21 protein-coding genes are annotated in these 17,554 nt (G+C 34.4%); 5 read left to right on the top strand and 16 right to left on the bottom strand.

Annotation, left to right across the window (positions count from 1 at the left end; genetic code table 11):
• Positions 1–44 precede the first annotated feature (44 nt).
• The 11 genes from HM987_RS04995 to HM987_RS04945 form a co-directional block, all read right to left on the bottom strand.
• Positions 45–1,136 (bottom strand): hypothetical protein, encoded by a 1,092-nt coding sequence (locus HM987_RS04995; RefSeq protein ID WP_179005788.1) that lies wholly within the window; start codon positions 1,134–1,136, stop codon positions 45–47.
• A gap of 104 nt (positions 1,137–1,240) precedes the next feature.
• Positions 1,241–2,080 carry a LytR/AlgR family response regulator transcription factor gene (locus HM987_RS04990; protein ID WP_179005786.1) on the bottom strand — a complete coding sequence of 280 codons (840 nt, stop codon included), beginning with the start codon at positions 2,078–2,080 and terminating at the stop codon, positions 1,241–1,243.
• Positions 2,081–2,140: 60 nt separating this feature from the next.
• Entirely contained in the window at positions 2,141–3,817 is a 1,677-nt protein-coding gene (locus HM987_RS04985) for an amidase family protein (RefSeq protein WP_179005784.1), read from the bottom strand.
• Positions 3,818–4,242: 425 nt separating this feature from the next.
• Positions 4,243–5,217, bottom strand: coding sequence for a signal recognition particle-docking protein FtsY (gene ftsY, locus HM987_RS04980; RefSeq protein WP_179005782.1), 975 nt, complete (start codon positions 5,215–5,217; stop codon positions 4,243–4,245).
• Positions 5,218–5,629: 412 nt separating this feature from the next.
• The gene (locus HM987_RS04975; protein WP_008271041.1) at positions 5,630–5,782 is read right to left on the bottom strand and encodes a DUF4295 domain-containing protein; all 153 of its coding nucleotides are present in this window, start codon (positions 5,780–5,782) and stop codon (positions 5,630–5,632) included.
• 9 nt (positions 5,783–5,791) lie between these two features.
• Positions 5,792–5,974 (bottom strand): 50S ribosomal protein L33, encoded by a 183-nt coding sequence (gene rpmG / locus HM987_RS04970; RefSeq protein WP_020896723.1) that lies wholly within the window; start codon positions 5,972–5,974, stop codon positions 5,792–5,794.
• A 27-nt stretch (positions 5,975–6,001) separates the two neighbouring features.
• Positions 6,002–6,238 (bottom strand): 50S ribosomal protein L28, encoded by a 237-nt coding sequence (gene rpmB / locus HM987_RS04965; RefSeq protein WP_179005780.1) that lies wholly within the window; start codon positions 6,236–6,238, stop codon positions 6,002–6,004.
• A 170-nt stretch (positions 6,239–6,408) separates the two neighbouring features.
• The gene (locus tag HM987_RS04960; RefSeq protein ID WP_179005778.1) at positions 6,409–7,653 is read right to left on the bottom strand and encodes a competence/damage-inducible protein A; all 1,245 of its coding nucleotides are present in this window, start codon (positions 7,651–7,653) and stop codon (positions 6,409–6,411) included.
• A 13-nt stretch (positions 7,654–7,666) separates the two neighbouring features.
• Complete coding sequence (locus tag HM987_RS04955; protein WP_178987835.1) at positions 7,667–8,008, bottom strand: Hpt domain-containing protein; 342 nt, start codon at positions 8,006–8,008, stop codon at positions 7,667–7,669.
• Positions 8,009–8,620 carry a fumarylacetoacetate hydrolase family protein gene (locus HM987_RS04950; protein ID WP_179005776.1) on the bottom strand — a complete coding sequence of 204 codons (612 nt, stop codon included), beginning with the start codon at positions 8,618–8,620 and terminating at the stop codon, positions 8,009–8,011. It lies immediately after the preceding gene.
• 365 nt (positions 8,621–8,985) lie between these two features.
• Entirely contained in the window at positions 8,986–9,762 is a 777-nt protein-coding gene (locus tag HM987_RS04945; RefSeq protein ID WP_179005774.1) for a 3'-5' exonuclease, read from the bottom strand.
• 188 nt (positions 9,763–9,950) lie between these two features.
• On the opposite strand from HM987_RS04945, the gene HM987_RS04940 reads away from it, so the two are divergent.
• The 5 genes from HM987_RS04940 to HM987_RS04920 all read left to right on the top strand — a co-directional run bounded on the left by HM987_RS04940 (position 9,951) and on the right by HM987_RS04920 (position 13,274).
• Entirely contained in the window at positions 9,951–10,493 is a 543-nt protein-coding gene (locus HM987_RS04940; protein WP_179005771.1) for an RNA polymerase sigma factor, read from the top strand.
• A gap of 4 nt (positions 10,494–10,497) precedes the next feature.
• The gene (locus HM987_RS04935; RefSeq protein WP_179005769.1) at positions 10,498–10,908 is read left to right on the top strand and encodes a hypothetical protein; all 411 of its coding nucleotides are present in this window, start codon (positions 10,498–10,500) and stop codon (positions 10,906–10,908) included.
• Positions 10,889–11,140 carry a hypothetical protein gene (locus HM987_RS04930; protein WP_179005767.1) on the top strand — a complete coding sequence of 84 codons (252 nt, stop codon included), beginning with the start codon at positions 10,889–10,891 and terminating at the stop codon, positions 11,138–11,140. The genes HM987_RS04935 and HM987_RS04930 overlap by 20 nt, the downstream gene beginning before the upstream one ends.
• Before the next feature lie 209 nt (positions 11,141–11,349).
• Positions 11,350–11,991 carry a peroxiredoxin gene (locus HM987_RS04925; RefSeq protein ID WP_179005765.1) on the top strand — a complete coding sequence of 214 codons (642 nt, stop codon included), beginning with the start codon at positions 11,350–11,352 and terminating at the stop codon, positions 11,989–11,991.
• 197 nt (positions 11,992–12,188) lie between these two features.
• Positions 12,189–13,274: an NADH:flavin oxidoreductase gene (locus tag HM987_RS04920; protein WP_179005763.1), complete on the top strand. Its 1,086-nt coding sequence runs from the start codon at positions 12,189–12,191 to the stop codon at positions 13,272–13,274.
• A gap of 111 nt (positions 13,275–13,385) precedes the next feature.
• Here HM987_RS04920 and HM987_RS04915 read toward each other — a convergent pair whose 3' ends face one another.
• From HM987_RS04915 to HM987_RS04895, 5 genes are all read right to left on the bottom strand, one after another.
• Entirely contained in the window at positions 13,386–14,909 is a 1,524-nt protein-coding gene (locus HM987_RS04915) for a dihydrolipoamide acetyltransferase family protein (protein WP_179005761.1), read from the bottom strand.
• Positions 14,899–15,216, bottom strand: a complete 318-nt coding sequence (locus HM987_RS04910) for a GIY-YIG nuclease family protein (protein WP_229724602.1) — start codon at positions 15,214–15,216, stop codon at positions 14,899–14,901. The genes HM987_RS04915 and HM987_RS04910 overlap by 11 nt, the downstream gene beginning before the upstream one ends.
• Positions 15,217–15,338: 122 nt before the next feature.
• The gene (locus HM987_RS04905) at positions 15,339–15,563 is read right to left on the bottom strand and encodes a GIY-YIG nuclease family protein (RefSeq protein ID WP_256867368.1); all 225 of its coding nucleotides are present in this window, start codon (positions 15,561–15,563) and stop codon (positions 15,339–15,341) included.
• Between the two features lie 207 nt (positions 15,564–15,770).
• The gene (locus HM987_RS04900) at positions 15,771–16,202 is read right to left on the bottom strand and encodes a hypothetical protein (RefSeq protein WP_179005759.1); all 432 of its coding nucleotides are present in this window, start codon (positions 16,200–16,202) and stop codon (positions 15,771–15,773) included.
• A 247-nt stretch (positions 16,203–16,449) separates the two neighbouring features.
• Entirely contained in the window at positions 16,450–17,550 is a 1,101-nt protein-coding gene (locus HM987_RS04895; protein WP_179005757.1) for a glycosyltransferase family 2 protein, read from the bottom strand.
• Positions 17,551–17,554 lie beyond the last annotated feature (4 nt).

Here is a 17,554-nt window from a genome sequence, read left to right as displayed (position 1 = left end):
CCTATAATATCAAAACCTTCCCAAATTGGTATCAGCCGCTTTAATTATGTTCCTCGAGTTGAATTTAAATAAGGTGAATTCTTTTCATCCAACCGTATTAAACTGATGCTATTAGGCTTTGTAACTTTTTTATAGTCTGCAATCCCTTTTATGTACATAAGCAAGCGATTATCCTGAGAATATTTAAACCTCGTGTAGGTATTACCCTTGTCTTGCATAAACTTAGGCAATATCATACTTTGAACGGTTAGATGTGAGTCGACATACATGGTATTCATACTCACCATATTATTAGTATAAGGCAAAATAGAATCCTTCTTTATTCTTCCCGCCATGGTGTAATTATAAGCTTGAAGTGTATGCGCGAACCCAAAAGCACCATAAATATTCTTATGTTCCCACTTATTTTGAAAATAGAGCCTCTTAAAATTTTTATACATAAATTGATCTCTCGACTTTATTTGATTGTAGTTTGAAAGATTATATTGAATATTTCTGAGTAAAGTTAAATCATCTTGTCTTAACTGTGATTGACCCGATTCTAAAAATTTACTGAGTTTCTCATTGGACCAAGAAATCAATGCCTCTGTATCCGTTGGAATTGATTCGATGACATGTTTTGGCAGCTTTTCTATGAGTAGCCTTCTTACTAATCCGAAATCAGCAATTTTGTCTATACCAATGACTTTAAATTTTGAAGCTAGAGTAAGTTGGGAATAATAGGCTCTCATTTTCATCCATTTTGCTCTGTGCTTTTCGGATATTCGTCCAATAAAAACGGGCCATCTTTCTAATATTTCTTTCAATTCAATGTCGTCTGATCCTTCTAAAAATTTTTGCAGATAGTAACCTTTGGCTAAATCCATTTCCAACAAATAAACATCAATATTTATGTTTTCATTTAATTGCGTAAACATGGCAAAATCAATTCTTGGTGAAGATTCCACTTCATGGATTTCACCCACTAGAAATAATTTATTGTTATAAAAATCATCGTTCAATGTTTTAAATTGAAGCGAATCTTTCATATCAACGACCTCTGTATTGTTTTTTAAATAGTTGACATATTTACTCGAAGAATAACTCACACAGACCAAGAAATAAGTTGCAATGATAATTAGGTTGACAGTTTTCATGTTATTAAATTTTTATGTTCTCCACAAAGAGAATACATAAAACTCATTACAAAAAAAGAATGTGTCGTACTTGAAAGTTTTGTGATAAAGTTACAATTTCTGGGCTAGTTTTGAAGCGTTTGGGACGAATTTGCAAGCCTTGTTTTCAACGCTAAATAATATTTTTGTGAAATTGGTATAGGTTCTTCAATTTTAGAAATTTTCATAAAACGTTTTCTGGAATTTCCTTCTACAGTTGTAAGATAATCTAGATTTACCAAATACGATCGGTGCACCTGCCATGCATTCGGCAATTGTTTCATGATGTTTGAAAGCGTAAAACGAAACATTAGTTCCTCTACACCATCGTCCGTATTATAATATATGTCAACATAATTCTGTTGAGAATGCGCATAAATAAAATCTGACTCCAAAAGCGCAAGGGTCTCAGTTTTGTTTTCGCCTTTTATAATAATCTTTTTATCATCTTTAAGTGCTACATCATGGAGACCAGGTACTTCAATGATACCGTATTTTGAACGCAGATAAACCCATAGTGGAACTATAATTGGCGTAAAGGGCAAGCCAAATGATTTTACGAATCCACAAATCATGTTAATATTAAAATTAGCCAACCCGCTAATAAAATAAAAGTGGTAAAAGAATGTACCAATTAAAATTACCAAAAGTGTCAATAGTATATAGATGCACTCACTAAACACAAACCAACGATTCTTTTGGCGTTGATAAAAAGTGTTTTCAACAGGATGTAAAATTATAATTGGAACTAAAATACAGAACGCATAGCCAGATAATAATAAGTTTTTATTTGAAAAATCATTGCTGCTATCAAAAGGTTCCAGCAAAATAAGTAGTAACGGCACGATTAAACTTAACAAAACAGCAATCCAAATGGTATGTTTCCAGCTTTTGGTATATGCAATGGTTTTATTTAGTGCAATCATCTAGTTTTTTGATGTTTTTTTAGTTTTTGACTAAAAATGGAGAATATAAGTATTTAGTGATTAATTATAACCTTTTGGTGCAATTCTAGCTTTAGATGCTTGTTCGTAACAATAAGCCCATTTTAACAACTGTTTTTCTTGAAATGGTCTCGCTATAAACGTTAACCCCTTAGGTTCGCCCTCATTCGTATATCCCATAGGAACCGTTAGCGCAGGATATTCCGCAACAGCAGCAAAACCTGCATGATTATTATTTATTGACAAGAATCCATCTAGATCTTTTGCAACCATTGGCTTATCGAAATACTGAATACCGTTAGTTTTCAAAGTGTCTTTAATGCGTTCTAAATAAGTAGCATCTCCCTCATCCTCTGCAATACCCTTAAATAAATTTTGGCCATAAGGCATTGTTTTTAGAGAGTCTTTAAGGTTGAATTCCATAACATCAGAAACTGTTCTTAGCTTAATATTTGTATTGGTATAACCTTCCATATATACTGGTAAATCCTTTTTCATATCAAGATTTAACAAACGAATGAAATTTGGAAGCTCTAATTTTTCTTCCTCTATTTCAACTATTTCAGCACCTTGATGTTTTAAGACTTTAAGCGCATTGGCATATAATGAATCTTCCAATAATCGTTTGGGCGCGCCGAAACGTTTTCCTCCTAAAGCCCTCATCGAAGGTTTTTTATAATAGCTTGGTGATATTTTAAAATCAGCAGATTTTGAATCGGTTTTATCATAACCATAAATGGCATCGAGTACAATGGCATTATCTCTTACAGTTCTCGTAATTGGTCCTGCTGTATCCAAAGTTGATGAAATAGGTACTATGCCGCTGCGACTCACTAAACCAACAGTGGGTTTTAATCCAACAACCGAATTCTGACTTGCAGGTGATAAAATAGATCCTGCTGTTTCACTTCCGATAGCGGCAGCACAAAAATTTGCCGCTACAGAAACACCACTTCCCGAACTTGAACCACCTGTGTCAAATATGCGCCTTCCATAAGGATTCAAAGTTTGACCACCAACAGCAGAGTAACCGCTAGGACAATCACCGCAAAAGAAATAAGCCCATTCGCTTAGATTCGCTTTGCCAAGAATTAATGCGCCTTTTGATTTTAGTTGTTTGACGATAGTAGCATCTTCCGCAAAATTATCTTGTAAAGCTATTGCGCCGGCTGTTGTTGCCATACCTGAGGCATTTACGTTATCTTTCAAAAGAATCGGCATGCCATGGATTGGATGTTTCATTCGTTTATTCAAAAATTCTTGGTCTCTATGCTTCGCTTCATCTATTATTTCAGGATGAATAGCAATTACCGAATTTAATGACGACGGATTTTCTCTGTCAAATTTCCTAATGCGGTACAAATAGAACTTCGTTAGTTCTTCATAGGTAAATTTATTTCTAGTTCTATTGACTTGAAGCTCAGTAATATCCTTTTCTAAAATATAAGGTTTCAAGCGCTTGTAGTCCGCTTCTGTAAAGTTTTCTAGTTGGGGATTTATAGTATTCCAGATTGCTTCATTAGTTAAGTTTTGAGAATCCAAAACTTTAAAGTCCCTGAAATCTTTGGTTGAAATAGCACTTAAATCTGTCTTTTCACCTACTGCGGTATTATCTATTTTCGTTTTAGAAGCATCAATAGGAGTTCGTGTCTCTGCAGTTTTTGATTCTTGGCATGAAAAAATCAGCAAAAGAGCCGATAAGAAAATTGAATAGCGCATGGTTTGTATTTTTTATAAAAATACGAAATACGTATTTAAATAGTTTAAGAGCCGTATGGATTAAATGACATGAGATATTGATAAATTTTCCATTGAAATAAAAAGAATAAAAGCACAAGTCCAAACAAGGTATAAACAATTCTAAAATCAAAGATTCTTGAATTTAAGAATCGAATACAAAGAATAATTACTATTGAAAAAAAGGGTAAAATAAAGTATGCTGGGAAAGCCATATAATCATCTAAATACTCTGGAATTAATGGGCTCTTTGATTTATAAAAATAACCTGATAGATTTCTAAGATATTTAATAAACATCAAAACCAAATACAATAACGTTATAATTGTAATCGGTTTTAAAATTTTGACATCTGTAAGGTTGAAGTTTGAACTCATAAGCCTGAGATTCCTGCCTTTGCAGGAATTTTACTTAAAAAAAGAATCCACAAACTCATATTTATTAAAGACTTGTAAGTCTTCAATACCTTCACCTACGCCAATATATTTTACAGGAATTTGAAACTGATCACTAATTCCAATCACAACGCCTCCTTTTGCTGTTCCGTCTAATTTGGTAACTGCTAATGATGTTACTTCGGTGGCTGCTGTAAATTGCTTGGCTTGTTCAAAGGCATTTTGTCCGGTTGAACCATCCAATACCAATAACACGTCATGAGGTGCATCGCCAACCACTTTTTGCATCACACGCTTTACTTTAGTCAACTCGTTCATTAAGTTCACCTTATTGTGCAAACGACCAGCTGTATCAATAATTATGACATCTGCATCTTGGTTAACTCCAGATTTGACAGCGTCAAAAGCCACGGAAGCAGGATCTGATCCCATCTTTTGTTTTATCATTGGCACTTCTACGCGATCTGCCCAAACCTGTAATTGGTCTATGGCTGCGGCTCTAAAGGTATCAGCCGCACCAAGAACGACCTTCATCCCTTTCTTTTTAAACTGATAAGCCAATTTACCAATCGTTGTGGTTTTACCTACACCGTTGACACCTACGACCATTAATACGTAAGGTGTTTTAGAACCATCGGCTTGTCTTGGTAATTCTGGAATTGTATATTCGGTTTCTTCGCCAGATTTGGTTTCTGACAACAAAGCTGCTATTTCTTCTCTTAGTATTTGATTAAGCTCAGAAGTCCCTAAGTATTTATCTTTTGAGACACGTTCCTCAATACGTTCAATAACTTTCAAGGTTGTATTGACACCAACATCGCTTGTGACCAAGATTTCTTCAAGATTATCTAAAACATCATCATCGACTTTAGATTTTCCTGCAACGGCTTTGTTTAGTTTACTGAAGAACGAAGTTTTAGATTTCTCTAAACCTTTATCTAGTGTTTCTTTCTTTTCGGAAGAGAATATTTTTTTGAAAAAACTCATTATAATGTTTGGTCGTTTGTTGTTAAGTTGTTCGTTGTTGCGTTAAGGATTGAGCAATTTGTTTGAGCTCTCCGCCTTTTCAGCGGAAGCGAGTTGCGAAAGCCTGACCCGTTTCCTGCAAGGTTTCTAAAACCTTGTAGGTATTGAGGGTAACGCCCAAAATCAATTACAACAACCTTGCCTTTAATAAATTACTGCTATGTTGTCATACAACCAGTCAAATATAATTTAATATTTTGAGTTTATATGTATAAGATCTTGCTATAAAAGCGGGTTTTGTCTGCCTGACTGCAATGGCAGGTTCTCCTGATTGCTTTAAGGTGTTGCACGGCAAATTTTAAAACAACATATAACAAAAAAAAACTGCTTTCAAATGAAAGCAGTTCCGTAATAGCCGTAAATTAATTGCAGCTTATTTCTTGTTTAAAAAGTCATTGACAAATTCTGGTGCCATTACTGATTCTACAAACATGTAAGCTCCAGTTTTAGGTGATTTTACCATTTTTATCGCTTTTGTCAAACGCTTTGATCCTGTCTGTAAAGACGCTACTGATTTCTTTGCCATGTCTCCTAATTATTTAATTTCTTTATGAACTGTCATACGCTTAAGGATAGGATTAAATTTCTTAATCTCCATACGGTCTGGCGTATTCTTCTTATTTTTTGTTGTGATATATCTTGAAGTTCCTGGTTGACCAGAAGTTTTGTGCTCTGTGCACTCTAAGATCACTTGTATTCTATTTCCTCTTTTTGCCATTGTAAATTGACTTAAGCGTAAACGCTATTATTTGTAAAATCCTTTTGCTCTAGCTTCTTTTAACATCGCTTCGATACCAATTTTATTGATAGTCTTTAATGCAGATGTAGAAACTTTTAATGTTACCCACTTCTCTTCTGAAGGAATGTAAAAACGTTTTTTGATCAAATTAGCATCAAATGTACGTCTTGTTTTATTCATAGCGTGAGAAACATTGTTTCCAACCATCGCTTTTTTCCCAGTAAGTTCACAAACTCTTGACATTGTTTTCTTTCTTTAGGTCTATTATTGTTTTTCTGCTAATTCCTAATTTTGTTATTGTTTTTTAGGGTAATCCTTGTAAACAGTGGTATTAAGAATCTAAAATCCGAACATGGATATTTTAAACAGGGTGCAAATTTAATAAAACTTTACGTTTCAACAAACATAAAACTCTACTTTTTCAAAATTTCTTTCTGAAGCATTACAAAAGCTTTATTAGTAGCTCTACCAATGACTTTTTCGCGATGATTTCCAAAATTAAACATTTCAGAATATACCTTATCTTTTGTAGCAATTGCAATCCAAACGGTACCGACCTCAGCATCTGAATCTCCTTTTGATGGTCCTGCATTGCCAGTGGTGCTTATGGCATAATCGCTATTGAATACTATTCTCACATTTTTTGCCATGGCTTCTGCCACTTCTTTACTCACAACAGAATGTTTTTGAATATCCGCTTCCGAAACGTTTAATAGTTTCACTTTAGATTCGGTGGCATAAGTGACAACACTTCCTTTAAAATACGCTGACGCTCCTGCATTCGTCGTAAAAGATTCCGCAATGCGACCTCCTGTACAACTTTCTGCTACGGCTAATGTTTTTCCCGCTATGGTTAATTGTTTTCCGATTACGGCCTCTATAGATCCATCTTCTTCAAAGCCGACGAAAACATCTTCTATTTGTGGTAATAGTAAATTAACCTGATTCTGAATTTCGTCATTCAGTACGTTTTTATCAAAAGATTTCCCTGACAATCGTAATCTTACACGACCCAAACTTGGTAAATAAGCTAATTTTATAAAGTTCGGTAAATTATCTTCCCATTTTTCAATACGTTCTGCCAATGAACTCTCTCCAAGACCATATGTCAACATAGTTTTGTGCATAATATAAGGAAACTTGAATTGCACTCTTAACTTTGGGATGACTTGCTCCGTGATTAAAGCTTTCATTTCATAAGGTACACCAGGAAGCGATACAAAAACTTTTCCATTTTTCTCTAACCACATGCCTGGTGCAGTGCCATTATAATTCATCAATACTTTTGATTGTGACGGCACTAGGGCTTGTTGTTTATTAACCTCTAAAAGTGGTATGTCATATTTTGAAAAAATAGCTTCAACATTTGCCAAAACGGCTTTGTCTTCAACTAATGTATCATTAAAGTATTCGCAAATAGTGTGTTTGGTAATATCATCTTTGGTAGGTCCTAATCCTCCAGTGATGATAATGATATCTGCATTTTCCTCAGCTTCTTTAAGCGCTTTTAGAATATGCGATTTGTCATCTTGAATAGATGTTATCTGATAGATTGATATACCGACTTTATTAAATTCTTTACCTAAAAATGCCGAATTTGTATCTACAATCTGACCAATGAGAATTTCATCTCCAATGGTAATGATTTCTGCTTGCATTTATTAAACCCGTTTAAAGACCGAAATCGGCTTTAATTTCATTGACCGCATTATCTACCGCAGATAACACCGTCATGAGTTGTTGGTCTATATTTTTGTCCGTTTGCTCAAACTTTCCCCAATCTTGTACTTCGATCAACGTGTCTAAAACTCCAAGTTCGAACAAATCTATAGTTGGTTTCATTTTATGTGCCGCTTGATAAACTTCTTTATAATCTTTTGCTGGTACTGCGGTTCTTAAACGTTCCGCATCTTCTGGTACTTCCTCTAAAAAAGCGGCTGCCAGTGCTGCGACGAAATCTTCGTCATTATCAGCCATTTCTCGCACGCGATGTAATTTATAATGTTGTGACATTTATTTAATTTTTATGGAGAACATTTCCTCGCTCTCAAGATAGCCTTTTAATTGATCATCTGCAAAAACTTTACCAACTCCGGCTGGTGTGCCCGTAAATATAATGTCTCCAATTTTTAAAGTGAAATATTTTGACACATATTCTATAATTTCATCAATTTTCCATAACATTAACTCTGTATTTGCATTCTGAACGATGGCTCCATTCCTTTCTAATCTGAAATTGATATGGTCTACATTCTCAAAACTAGATTTTGGCAACCATTTCCCAACTACAGCAGCGCCATCAAAGGCTTTGGCCTTTTCCCAAGGTAAGCCTTTGGCTTTTAGTTGCGCTTGAAGATCTCTTGCGGTAAAGTCTATGCCAAGTCCGATTTGGTCATAATATTTAGGTGCAAATTTCTTATCGATATACTTCCCTACTTTACTGATTTTTACCAAAACTTCAACCTCGTAATGCACATCATCAGAAAAATCTGGAATAAAAAATGGTTGTTTCTTTAACAAAACCGCAGTATCTGGTTTTAAAAAGATCACTGGATCTGTCGGTTTCTCGTTTTTTAGTTCCTTGATGTGATCGGTGTAATTACGACCTATGCAGATTAGTTTCATGTTGAAAAAGATAATAGAATCTAGACCGCTTCGCTGCTAGAGATTAGACGCTAGTCGATTTAAATTAATTTTTGCTAGTGGTTTGTGGTTTGTGGTTTGTGGTTTGTGGTTTGTGGTTTGTGGATTATAGTTCTTTGAATGGGAATGTTTATTAAAGTGTGTCATCATTTAAAAATCTATTTTCAAAGTAGTCTATAAGCTCCTTTTTTACTTTTTACTTTTTACTTCTTACTTCTTACTTTTTACTTTTTACTTTTTACTTTTTACTTCGTGCTTCGTGCTTCGTGCTTCGTGCTTCGTGCTTCTGACTACATGCTTCTTCCCTCAAACTTCGAGCTTCATGCCTCACACCTAATTCCTCATGCCTAACTGAGCTTATTATTAAACTGACGCAACTTTATAGCTGTCAATACTTTTTTTGTATAAAGTGGAAAATCCGCATTAAGCAACCACCCAAAATAACCAGGCTCTTTGTCCAACACATCCAATACTCGCTTCCCTTTGTGTTTACCGAATGAGAAACATTCCTCTCCTTCTTTATTGAAAATTAAAAATCCTGCAAAATCCGCGAATTTTTTACGTGAGCTAAATTCGGCTAAAAACTTAGTGTCGTTTTCCAAATCTTCGTAGCGATCTAATTGTGCTTTCAACACTTCATAAGTCGCTTTGGTATCTGCCTCTGCGCTGTGTGCATCACTTAAGTCTTTATCGCAGTAAAACTTGTAGGCAGCCACTAAAGTACGCTGTTCCATTTTGTGAAAAATGGTTTGAACATCTACAGATTGTGTGTTTTTCATATCGAAATCAACTTCTGCACGCAACATTTCTTCTGCCAATAGTGGAATATCGAACCGATTAGAATTAAATCCACCCAAATCAGAATCTTTAATGAGATTATAGATTTCTTTAGATAACTCTTTAAAAGTGGGTTTATCCGCAACATCAGCATCTGAAATTCCATGAATAGCTGTGACCTCTGCAGGAATTGGCATTTCCGGATTCACGACCCAAGTTTTGGCCTCTTCCTTACCATTAGGATGTACTTTAAGGATTGAAATTTCTACGATTCTGTCTTTTGAAATGTTGACACCTGTGGTTTCCAGATCGAAAAAACAGATGGGTTTTGCGAGATTAAGTTGCATTGGTTTTTGAATTTGTGCAAAGGTAATTAGAAATCTCTGAATTGACGATGTAGGATTGAAAAAGCTGACTTTAGCTAATACTATTGAAACATATTCAATTATAATTCGTCTTTAATTAATAAAGAAAAATGCAATAGATTAAAAAAGTTACGTCTTTATAAATGAGAGCTGCAAAAAAGCACTTTTAAATGAACCAATCAGAAAACAGTAAAAAGTTAAACACATTTTTTAATGAGGAATATACTTCTCTTAAAAATTATGTGAGCTCAAATCTTAAAGCCAGTGTCAACAAAGACCCTGAGGATATAATTCAAGATGTAGCTTTAAAACTATTTACTGGTGCTGATCGGTATTCACCTATAAATAACGTCGCGGGTTTTGTATATCGCGCTATTAAAAATAAACTTATAGATGTGATGCGAGCATCCAAAAGAACCAAAGTTGAATATGAATCGCAGAACGAAGCTAAATTGTTGGAATTTGCGTCCATGATTTATGATGGTCAATCAAATTTTTATTCTGAACACTTACAGCAAGAATTAAAAACAGCAATCATTAACCTTAAACCTAATTATAGGGCTATTATAATCGCTATAGACTTTGAAGGTTACACCTACAAAGAGGTTGAACAAGAGACAGGAATTCCCATGGGTACCCTAATGTCTAGGAGACACAAAGCTATTTCGTATTTGTATAAAAATCTAAAATCAAAACAATCAATTAAAATATAAGAACATGTCAAATTACTTTAAGCATAAAATGAGAGGTAAATCACCAGGAGAAATTATTGGAATGATACTTTTTGGTGCTCTATTTATTACAGGATTAGCCATATTGTTTGGTTTTATTATTATGTGGCTATGGAATTGGTTAATGCCTATGATATTTGGTCTCACGACACTTACGTTTTGGGAGTCCGTTGGTATTTTTATTCTATTAAAAACTCTCTTAGGCGGTTGTGGTGGCTTTGGAGGCAAAGACAAAAAAAGATCCAAATCATCGAAATGTGACCACAATACTAAAGGTGAATTCTCAAAATGGAAACATTATGATGACTTTTGGAAAGAAGAAGGAAATCAAGCTTATGAAGCCTATATCAATCGTAAAACCTCTAAAGAAGAAACAAATGAGCAGCACATTTTATAAAACATCGCAAAACGACATTCATATTCATATCTTTAAAACAAATATCGAAACTATGCTCGACTTAGATATGTTACAATTATTTTTTAACGCTAACAGAAATATAATTGAATGGTCTGTAGATTTAGAAGATATTGACAAAGTTTTAAGAGTAGACTCCCGTAAAAACTTAAGCCAAATCGATATTATTAATCAAGTGAAACTTATGGGGTTTTCCTGTGAAGAATTAGATTAACAGCTTCAAATACCCGAAAGGTCTGCACTTGAATCTCTACAGACTTTTTGACATTAAAGGTTAATAATGTTATACTCACGTTAAACTCATTTTTGAACCTTGGCTTTATGAAAAAAATAGACTAACTTAGTTTTAATGCCATAAAATTGGCGATTCTTGCTTTAATTTGAGTAATAAGACAAGAATTAATAATCTTAAATTAAAAAAATATGAGCACGATTAGACTAGGTGATGAAGCACCTAATTTTACAGCACAATCCACAGAAGGCGAAATTAATTTTCATGAATGGCTTGGTGAAAGTTGGGGAATTCTATTTTCCCATCCTGCAGATTATACGCCAGTTTGCACAACTGAGTTAGGAACCGTAGCCAAATATAAAACTGAATTTGACAAAAGAAACGTTAAAGTAGTTGCACTAAGTGTAGATGGTTTAGTATCGCATAAAGGCTGGGTAAAGGATATTAATGAAACACAAAACACTGAGGTAAACTTTCCTATAATTGCAGATGAAGATAGAAAAGTAGCTGAATTATATGATATGATTCATCCCAATGCTGACAGTAAACTGACGGTGAGATCTTTATTTGTTATAGATCCAGATAAAAAAGTAAAATTGACCATTACGTATCCTGCATCAACTGGACGGAATTTTGACGAATTATTGAGAGTCATAGATTCTTTGCAATTAACTGCATATCATAAAGTCGCGACACCTGCGAATTGGAATACCGGAGATGACTGTGTTATAATACCATCTGTTGCGAATGAAGACATTCCTGGTTTGTTTCCAAAAGGACATACTGAAGTTAAGCCTTATTTAAGAATGACACCACAACCAAATCTGAAATAAAACGTAGCTATTTTACGCAGTTCCAATAATGGTTTCTAGTGTTTTAGATCTGAAGTTTTCAAACAGAATGAAAAAAAAGCACAATCTTGAGATTGTGCTTTTTAAGTAGTTACAATGAGATTCCATAAAAAACAGAAAGGTTTGACTTTAAAAACAAATAACCGAACTTCGCTATCATAAAAATCCATCATTATTATATGAAAAACGACCCTAAAGATTCAATTATATTTAAATGTGGTAAAACCCAAAAAAATCGCTTTATGCTAGCACCATTAACCAACCGACAAAGCTATGAGGATGGACAACTTTCCGAGGATGAATTTGGTTGGTTGACAATGCGTGCCAAAGGGCAATTTGGCTTAGTGATGACCTGTGCTTCGCATGTGCAAGAAATAGGTAAAGGTTTTCCAGGACAGTTAGGCATATTTTCGGATAATTTGACTGAAGGCCATACCAAACTTGCCAAAGCCATTAAAGCTGAAGGTAGTTTAGCCGTAATACAATTGCATCATGCAGGTATGCGATCTCCCAAAGATGTTATTGGTGAAAAAGCCGTTTGTCCTTCTGACAGCGAAAAACATAATGCCAGAGCTTTAAGTCTAAAAGAAGTAAAAGAGCTAAAAAATGATTTTATAGCTGCAGCCGTAAGAGCTAAGCGTTGTGGTTATGATGGCGTAGAAGTTCATGGTGCTCATGGTTATATTTTAACGCAATTTTTAAGTTCAGAGATCAATAAACGAACCGATGATTATGGAGGCTCTCTTGAAAATCGCTCAAGATTATTATTTGAAATTGTAGATGGAATTAGAAACCAATGTGGTCCTAAATTTTTATTGGGTGTTAGATTATCACCGGAAAGATTTGGCATGAAACTATCTGAAATAAAATTGATTTCGCAACAACTGATTGATAGCAATCAAATTGATTTTTTAGATGTATCGCTTTGGGATTGTTTTAAAATGCCAGAAGAATATCCTGAAAGTGAACTCAACTTGTTAGAACATATTCTCCTGCTCGATTATAAAAATGTAAAACTTACCGTGGCTGGTAAAATAGAAACTGCTAAGCAAGTTCAAAAGGTCTTAGATTTAGGAGTTGACTTTGTTACCATCGGTCGTTCAGCAATTCTACATCATGATTTCCCATTGAAAGTTATGAACCATCCTAATTTTACGCCTATTGAAACGCCTGTAACTGAATCCTATTTGAAAAATGAAGGCTTAAGTGATTCGTTTATCACTTATATGCGACGTTGGGATGGTTTTGTTGAGGAGAGCAACTAAAATTATATAGCAACAAAAAAAGCACAGTCTTATAACTGTGCTTTTCGCTTTTTGATTTATAATTTGAAAAGAGAGTCTCTTAATGAGATCCCTTTTTTCAAAGGGATTTGTTTAAATTTCCCGATCAGAATCCCAAGCTTCCAAATAATCCTTGACCGCTTTTACAAACTGTCCGCCAAGGGCACCATTAACTACTCTATGGTCGTAAGAATGGGATAAATACATTTTATAACGGATGCCAATATAATCGCCTTCTGGCCCTTCAATCACTGCAGGCGTTTTTCTAATCGCACCTAATGCTAAAATACCAACCTGTGGTTGATTAATGATTGGTGTTCCCATAATACTGCCAAAAGTACCAACATTGGTTACAGTGTACGTTCCACCTTGTATATCATCTGGACTTAATTTGCCAGTTCGTGCTCTATTGGCCAAATCGTTAACACGTTTTGCCATCCCAAATAAATTTAACTGGTCCGCATTTTTAATGACTGGCACAATTAAATTACCGTCTGGTAAAGCAGCTGCCATTCCAACATTTATAGCTTTCTTTTTAATGATTTTATCACCTTGAACGGAAATATTCATCATTGGGAATTCCTTTAAAGCCTTCGTTACGGCTTCCATAAAGATTGGAGTGAAGGTTAGATTTTCACCTTCCCGCTTCATAAAGTCGTTTTTTACTTTCTTTCTCCAGTTCCAGATGTTGGTTACATCAGCCTCAATAAACGACTGAACATGGGCAGACGTTTGCACCGAATCTACCATATATTTTGAAATGAGTTTCCCCATTCTGGTCATTTCTATAATCTCATCACCATTTGAAACTTCAATTGGTTTTTCTTTAGATTTTTCTACTGGCTTGTCTGCTGGTTTATCTGATTTTGGCTTTTCTGCACTTCGGCTTGGCTCATTGCCTATTTCTTTCTTAGGCGCTTCAATTGAACTTTGACTACGCTCAGCATCCAAAGTCTTAGTGTCCTCATCTTTTGTAGCAGAAACGGAATCTGCTTTAGGTTCTGCAACAGTTTCGGGTTGAGAGGTAGGTGTTTGAGCAGGACTTGGTGCAGAACTACGTGATTCCAAATAAGCTTTAATATCGTTTTTAGTGACACGATTGTCCTTTCCTGTTCCAGGAATAGCGTCTAATTCTGCTTGAGAAATACCTTCTTGTTTCGCTATGTTCCTAACCAATGGAGAATAAAATCGATCTTCTGTAGACACCACTGGTTCAACAGTTGTTTTTGCTGCCACTACCGTTTGTGCAACATCAGCAACTGCCTTAGGCGCTTCTGGTTCAGCAACCGGTTCTGGTTGTGGTTCTGGTTCTGCTTCAGGAGCTTTCACTTCTGTGGTTTCTCCGCCTTCAGTTTCAATTATGGCAATAGTCTGCCCTACTTGTACTACATCATCAACATCAAATAGTTTTTCGACTAAAACGCCATCGACTTCACTCGGCACTTCGCTATCTACTTTATCTGTAGCGATTTCCAAAACAGCTTCATCTGCTTCAATTGTATCGCCAACATCTTTAAGCCATGAGGTTATGGTTGCTTCTGCAACACTTTCTCCCATTTTAGGTAACTTAAGTTCGAAACGATTTCCTGCGGAGGCAGGAACCTTATTATTTGACATCTCTTAACTTATTATAATTTAACTTCCAGTTCATACTCAAATCCATCCAACTTGGATTCATGTCTTCAATAACTTTTACTTTCCATTCTCTCTTCCATTTCTTCATCCTTTTTTCTCTTAAAGTAGCCTCATTTGCATCAGCATATTCTTCAAAATAAACCAATTTATCACAATTATACTTTGCTGTGAAGGACTTCGTCCTGATTTTTAATTGGTGCTCTTTTACGCGTTCTTCTATATTATCGGTAACACCTATATAAATTACACCTTTAGGTTTATTGGCCATTATATAAACATACCAAAGCATAAGCTTGAATTTAAATAGATTCCTGCATTCGCAGGAAATATCTTCCCATTTTAGGTAACTTAAGTTCGAAACGATTTCCTGCGAAGGCAGGAACCTTATTATTTGACATCTCTTAACTTATTCTAATTTAACTTCCAGTTCATACTCAAATCCATCCAACTTGGATTCATGTCTTCAATAACTTTTACTTTCCATTCTCTTTTCCATTTCTTCATCCTTTTTTCTCTTATCGTAGCCTCATTTGCATCACCATATTCTTCAAAATAAACCAATTTATCACAATTATACTTGGCTGTGAAGGACTTCATCCTGATTTTTAATTGGTGCTCTTTTACGCGTTCTTCTATATTATCGGTACGTCTCCGTATATGAAACGTAGCGTATTTAAAAGCATTTTCTTTTCGGATTATTCACGAGCGGAATTTTTAAATTTTCTTATTCTCTTAACTTTCTCGAAAAGCCAAATTTAAAAATTTGGTGGTCTTCCTAAATACACTAAACCTTTAGTAGAGCCCTTATTAGCTATGTTTTATATACAATGTTGTACAACGTTTTTACTCTTTTTTCTTAAATTCTTGGAAATTTCCTCTTGGTAAATATATAAGAGTCATTTTTTTATTAGAGATATATTCTATTCCGTATTTAAGAGTATCAGATTCTTTTGTCAAAACTAAACTACCGCCAACTATTGAACTATCTTTATCAAAAACACTTTCATTAATCAAATATTGATAATAGTCATTTGGTCCATTTTTAACATTTTTATATTTAAAAAACCACCTTTTGCCACTAATCTCAACAGTCGATAAAGAGTCAATTGCACTTATCCAAATGCCATTACTAATTAAATTTTCTTCTTCGTTAGAAGATTTAGTTTTTAATTCAGTTGAATCAACCACGATTATTTCTTGTTCATTTTCTTTTGTGTCGACATTTTTGCAACTTATAAAGACTAAAACTAACATTATTAAGATTCTTATTTTCATTTTTTTTAATGTTGTACAACACCTATATAAATTACACCTTTAGGTTTATTGGCCATTATATAAACATACCAAAGCATAAACTTGAATTTACATAGATTCCTGCATTCGCAGGAAATATCTTCCCATATTAGGTAACTTAAGTTCGAACTTTGCCATATCTATAATTTGAAGGTCTTTATTTTAAAATCGATTGCAAAATTAATAAAAAAACAGATGAATCGTTGGTTTTTATTCAATTAATACAACTTTAGAAATGTAACACTTTACCTCTATTGAGTGCACTATCACTTCCGATGATAAATTTACTGTTTTTTGGTAGAAATCTAAAAACAATATTCTCTTGTTTCGATTTCTGTTTCATGTCACGGATCACGTCAGTAGTTTTCAGCATATTGAAATCGTACACCACCATACTATGACTTTCAATTTTATCTTCTAGTGAATCTAAAAATTGTATGGGTTTTGGTAATTGTTTTTCTAAAGATTCATCTAAGGTCTTAGAACGCACATACGATTTGTTTGTTTTTGTTTCTACTGACACTGGAACCTTATTCAGAAAGGATGCTAATTTAATTCCTAGCCAAACGATAACATTAAAAAACAGATTTTGTTTGAAATGCTTTTTGTAAAAAATTTGCATCGCTCCATAAAAGCGTTTGGCATATTTGGCATCTTTTAATGTGCTTTCCCCTTTAAAATGTATGACGGTTGTGTCTCCATAATAGTAATTATCATAACCTGCTTTTACAACCTTATAAGATAAGTCGATATCTTCTCCATACATGAAATAAGCTTCATCAAAACCTCCAACAGCTTTATAAACGTCTTTTTTGAGCCACATAAATGCACCTACTAAAATAGCAACTTTACCTTTGTTTTCAGCTTGAATATGATTTGCATAGTAATCGTTAGTTTTTCCCAACATCTTATTTAAGGATACTTTTGGCGTTGGCACATTTCGTTTACTTTCCGGAAGAAATTGACCTTTTCCATCAATGAGTTGACAACCAATAATACCAAGATTCTCTTTTGAATCCGCATATTGGATAAGTTTAGTAAAGGTATCCTCAGCGACAACCGTATCTGGATTTAGAATACATAAATATTCGCCATTAGCTTGAGCAACACCAATATTATTACCTTTAGAAAATCCCAAATTTTCGTGGTTTTCTATAAGCTTTACAGTAGGAAAAAGTTGCTTTACCATAGCGCAACTATCGTCTGGGGAATTGTTATCTATCACAATTATTTCGGCATCGATATTAGCAATGGCTTCCTCAACGCTTTTTAGACATAATTCTAAAAAGTAGCGCACATTATAATTTAATATGATGACAGACAACTTCAAAACA

The sequence above is a fragment of the Winogradskyella forsetii genome, assembly GCF_013394595.1.
In the GTDB taxonomy this organism is placed as follows: domain Bacteria; phylum Bacteroidota; class Bacteroidia; order Flavobacteriales; family Flavobacteriaceae; genus Winogradskyella; species Winogradskyella forsetii.
The sequence above is the reverse complement of the archived record's forward strand: the minus strand, read 5'-3'. Positions and strand labels throughout refer to the sequence as shown.

Bases quoted from the DNA above. Each gene is read 5' to 3' on its own strand.
- rpmB (WP_179005780.1), bottom strand. From the start codon at position 6,238: ATGTCAAGAGTTTGTGAACTTACTGGGAAAAAAGCGATGGTTGGAAAC.
- HM987_RS04985 (WP_179005784.1), bottom strand. From the start codon at position 3,817: ATGCGCTATTCAATTTTCTTATCGGCTCTTTTGCTGATTTTTTCATGC.
- HM987_RS04960 (WP_179005778.1), bottom strand. From the start codon at position 7,653: ATGCAAGCAGAAATCATTACCATTGGAGATGAAATTCTCATTGGTCAG.
- HM987_RS04930 (WP_179005767.1), top strand. From the start codon at position 10,889: ATGAGCAGCACATTTTATAAAACATCGCAAAACGACATTCATATTCAT.
- HM987_RS04910 (WP_229724602.1), bottom strand. From the start codon at position 15,216: ATGCTTTGGTATGTTTATATAATGGCCAATAAACCTAAAGGTGTAATT.
- rpmG (WP_020896723.1), bottom strand. From the start codon at position 5,974: ATGGCAAAAAGAGGAAATAGAATACAAGTGATCTTAGAGTGCACAGAG.
- HM987_RS04935 (WP_179005769.1), top strand. From the start codon at position 10,498: ATGTCAAATTACTTTAAGCATAAAATGAGAGGTAAATCACCAGGAGAA.
- HM987_RS04915 (WP_179005761.1), bottom strand. From the start codon at position 14,909: ATGTCAAATAATAAGGTTCCTGCCTCCGCAGGAAATCGTTTCGAACTT.
- HM987_RS04925 (WP_179005765.1), top strand. From the start codon at position 11,350: ATGAGCACGATTAGACTAGGTGATGAAGCACCTAATTTTACAGCACAA.
- HM987_RS04920 (WP_179005763.1), top strand. From the start codon at position 12,189: ATGAAAAACGACCCTAAAGATTCAATTATATTTAAATGTGGTAAAACC.
- HM987_RS04975 (WP_008271041.1), bottom strand. From the start codon at position 5,782: ATGGCAAAGAAATCAGTAGCGTCTTTACAGACAGGATCAAAGCGTTTG.
- HM987_RS04955 (WP_178987835.1), bottom strand. From the start codon at position 8,008: ATGTCACAACATTATAAATTACATCGCGTGCGAGAAATGGCTGATAAT.
- HM987_RS04900 (WP_179005759.1), bottom strand. From the start codon at position 16,202: ATGAAAATAAGAATCTTAATAATGTTAGTTTTAGTCTTTATAAGTTGC.
- HM987_RS04940 (WP_179005771.1), top strand. From the start codon at position 9,951: ATGAACCAATCAGAAAACAGTAAAAAGTTAAACACATTTTTTAATGAG.
- HM987_RS04995 (WP_179005788.1), bottom strand. From the start codon at position 1,136: ATGAAAACTGTCAACCTAATTATCATTGCAACTTATTTCTTGGTCTGT.
- HM987_RS04945 (WP_179005774.1), bottom strand. From the start codon at position 9,762: ATGCAACTTAATCTCGCAAAACCCATCTGTTTTTTCGATCTGGAAACC.
- ftsY (WP_179005782.1), bottom strand. From the start codon at position 5,217: ATGAGTTTTTTCAAAAAAATATTCTCTTCCGAAAAGAAAGAAACACTA.
- HM987_RS04950 (WP_179005776.1), bottom strand. From the start codon at position 8,620: ATGAAACTAATCTGCATAGGTCGTAATTACACCGATCACATCAAGGAA.
- HM987_RS04990 (WP_179005786.1), bottom strand. From the start codon at position 2,080: ATGATTGCACTAAATAAAACCATTGCATATACCAAAAGCTGGAAACAT.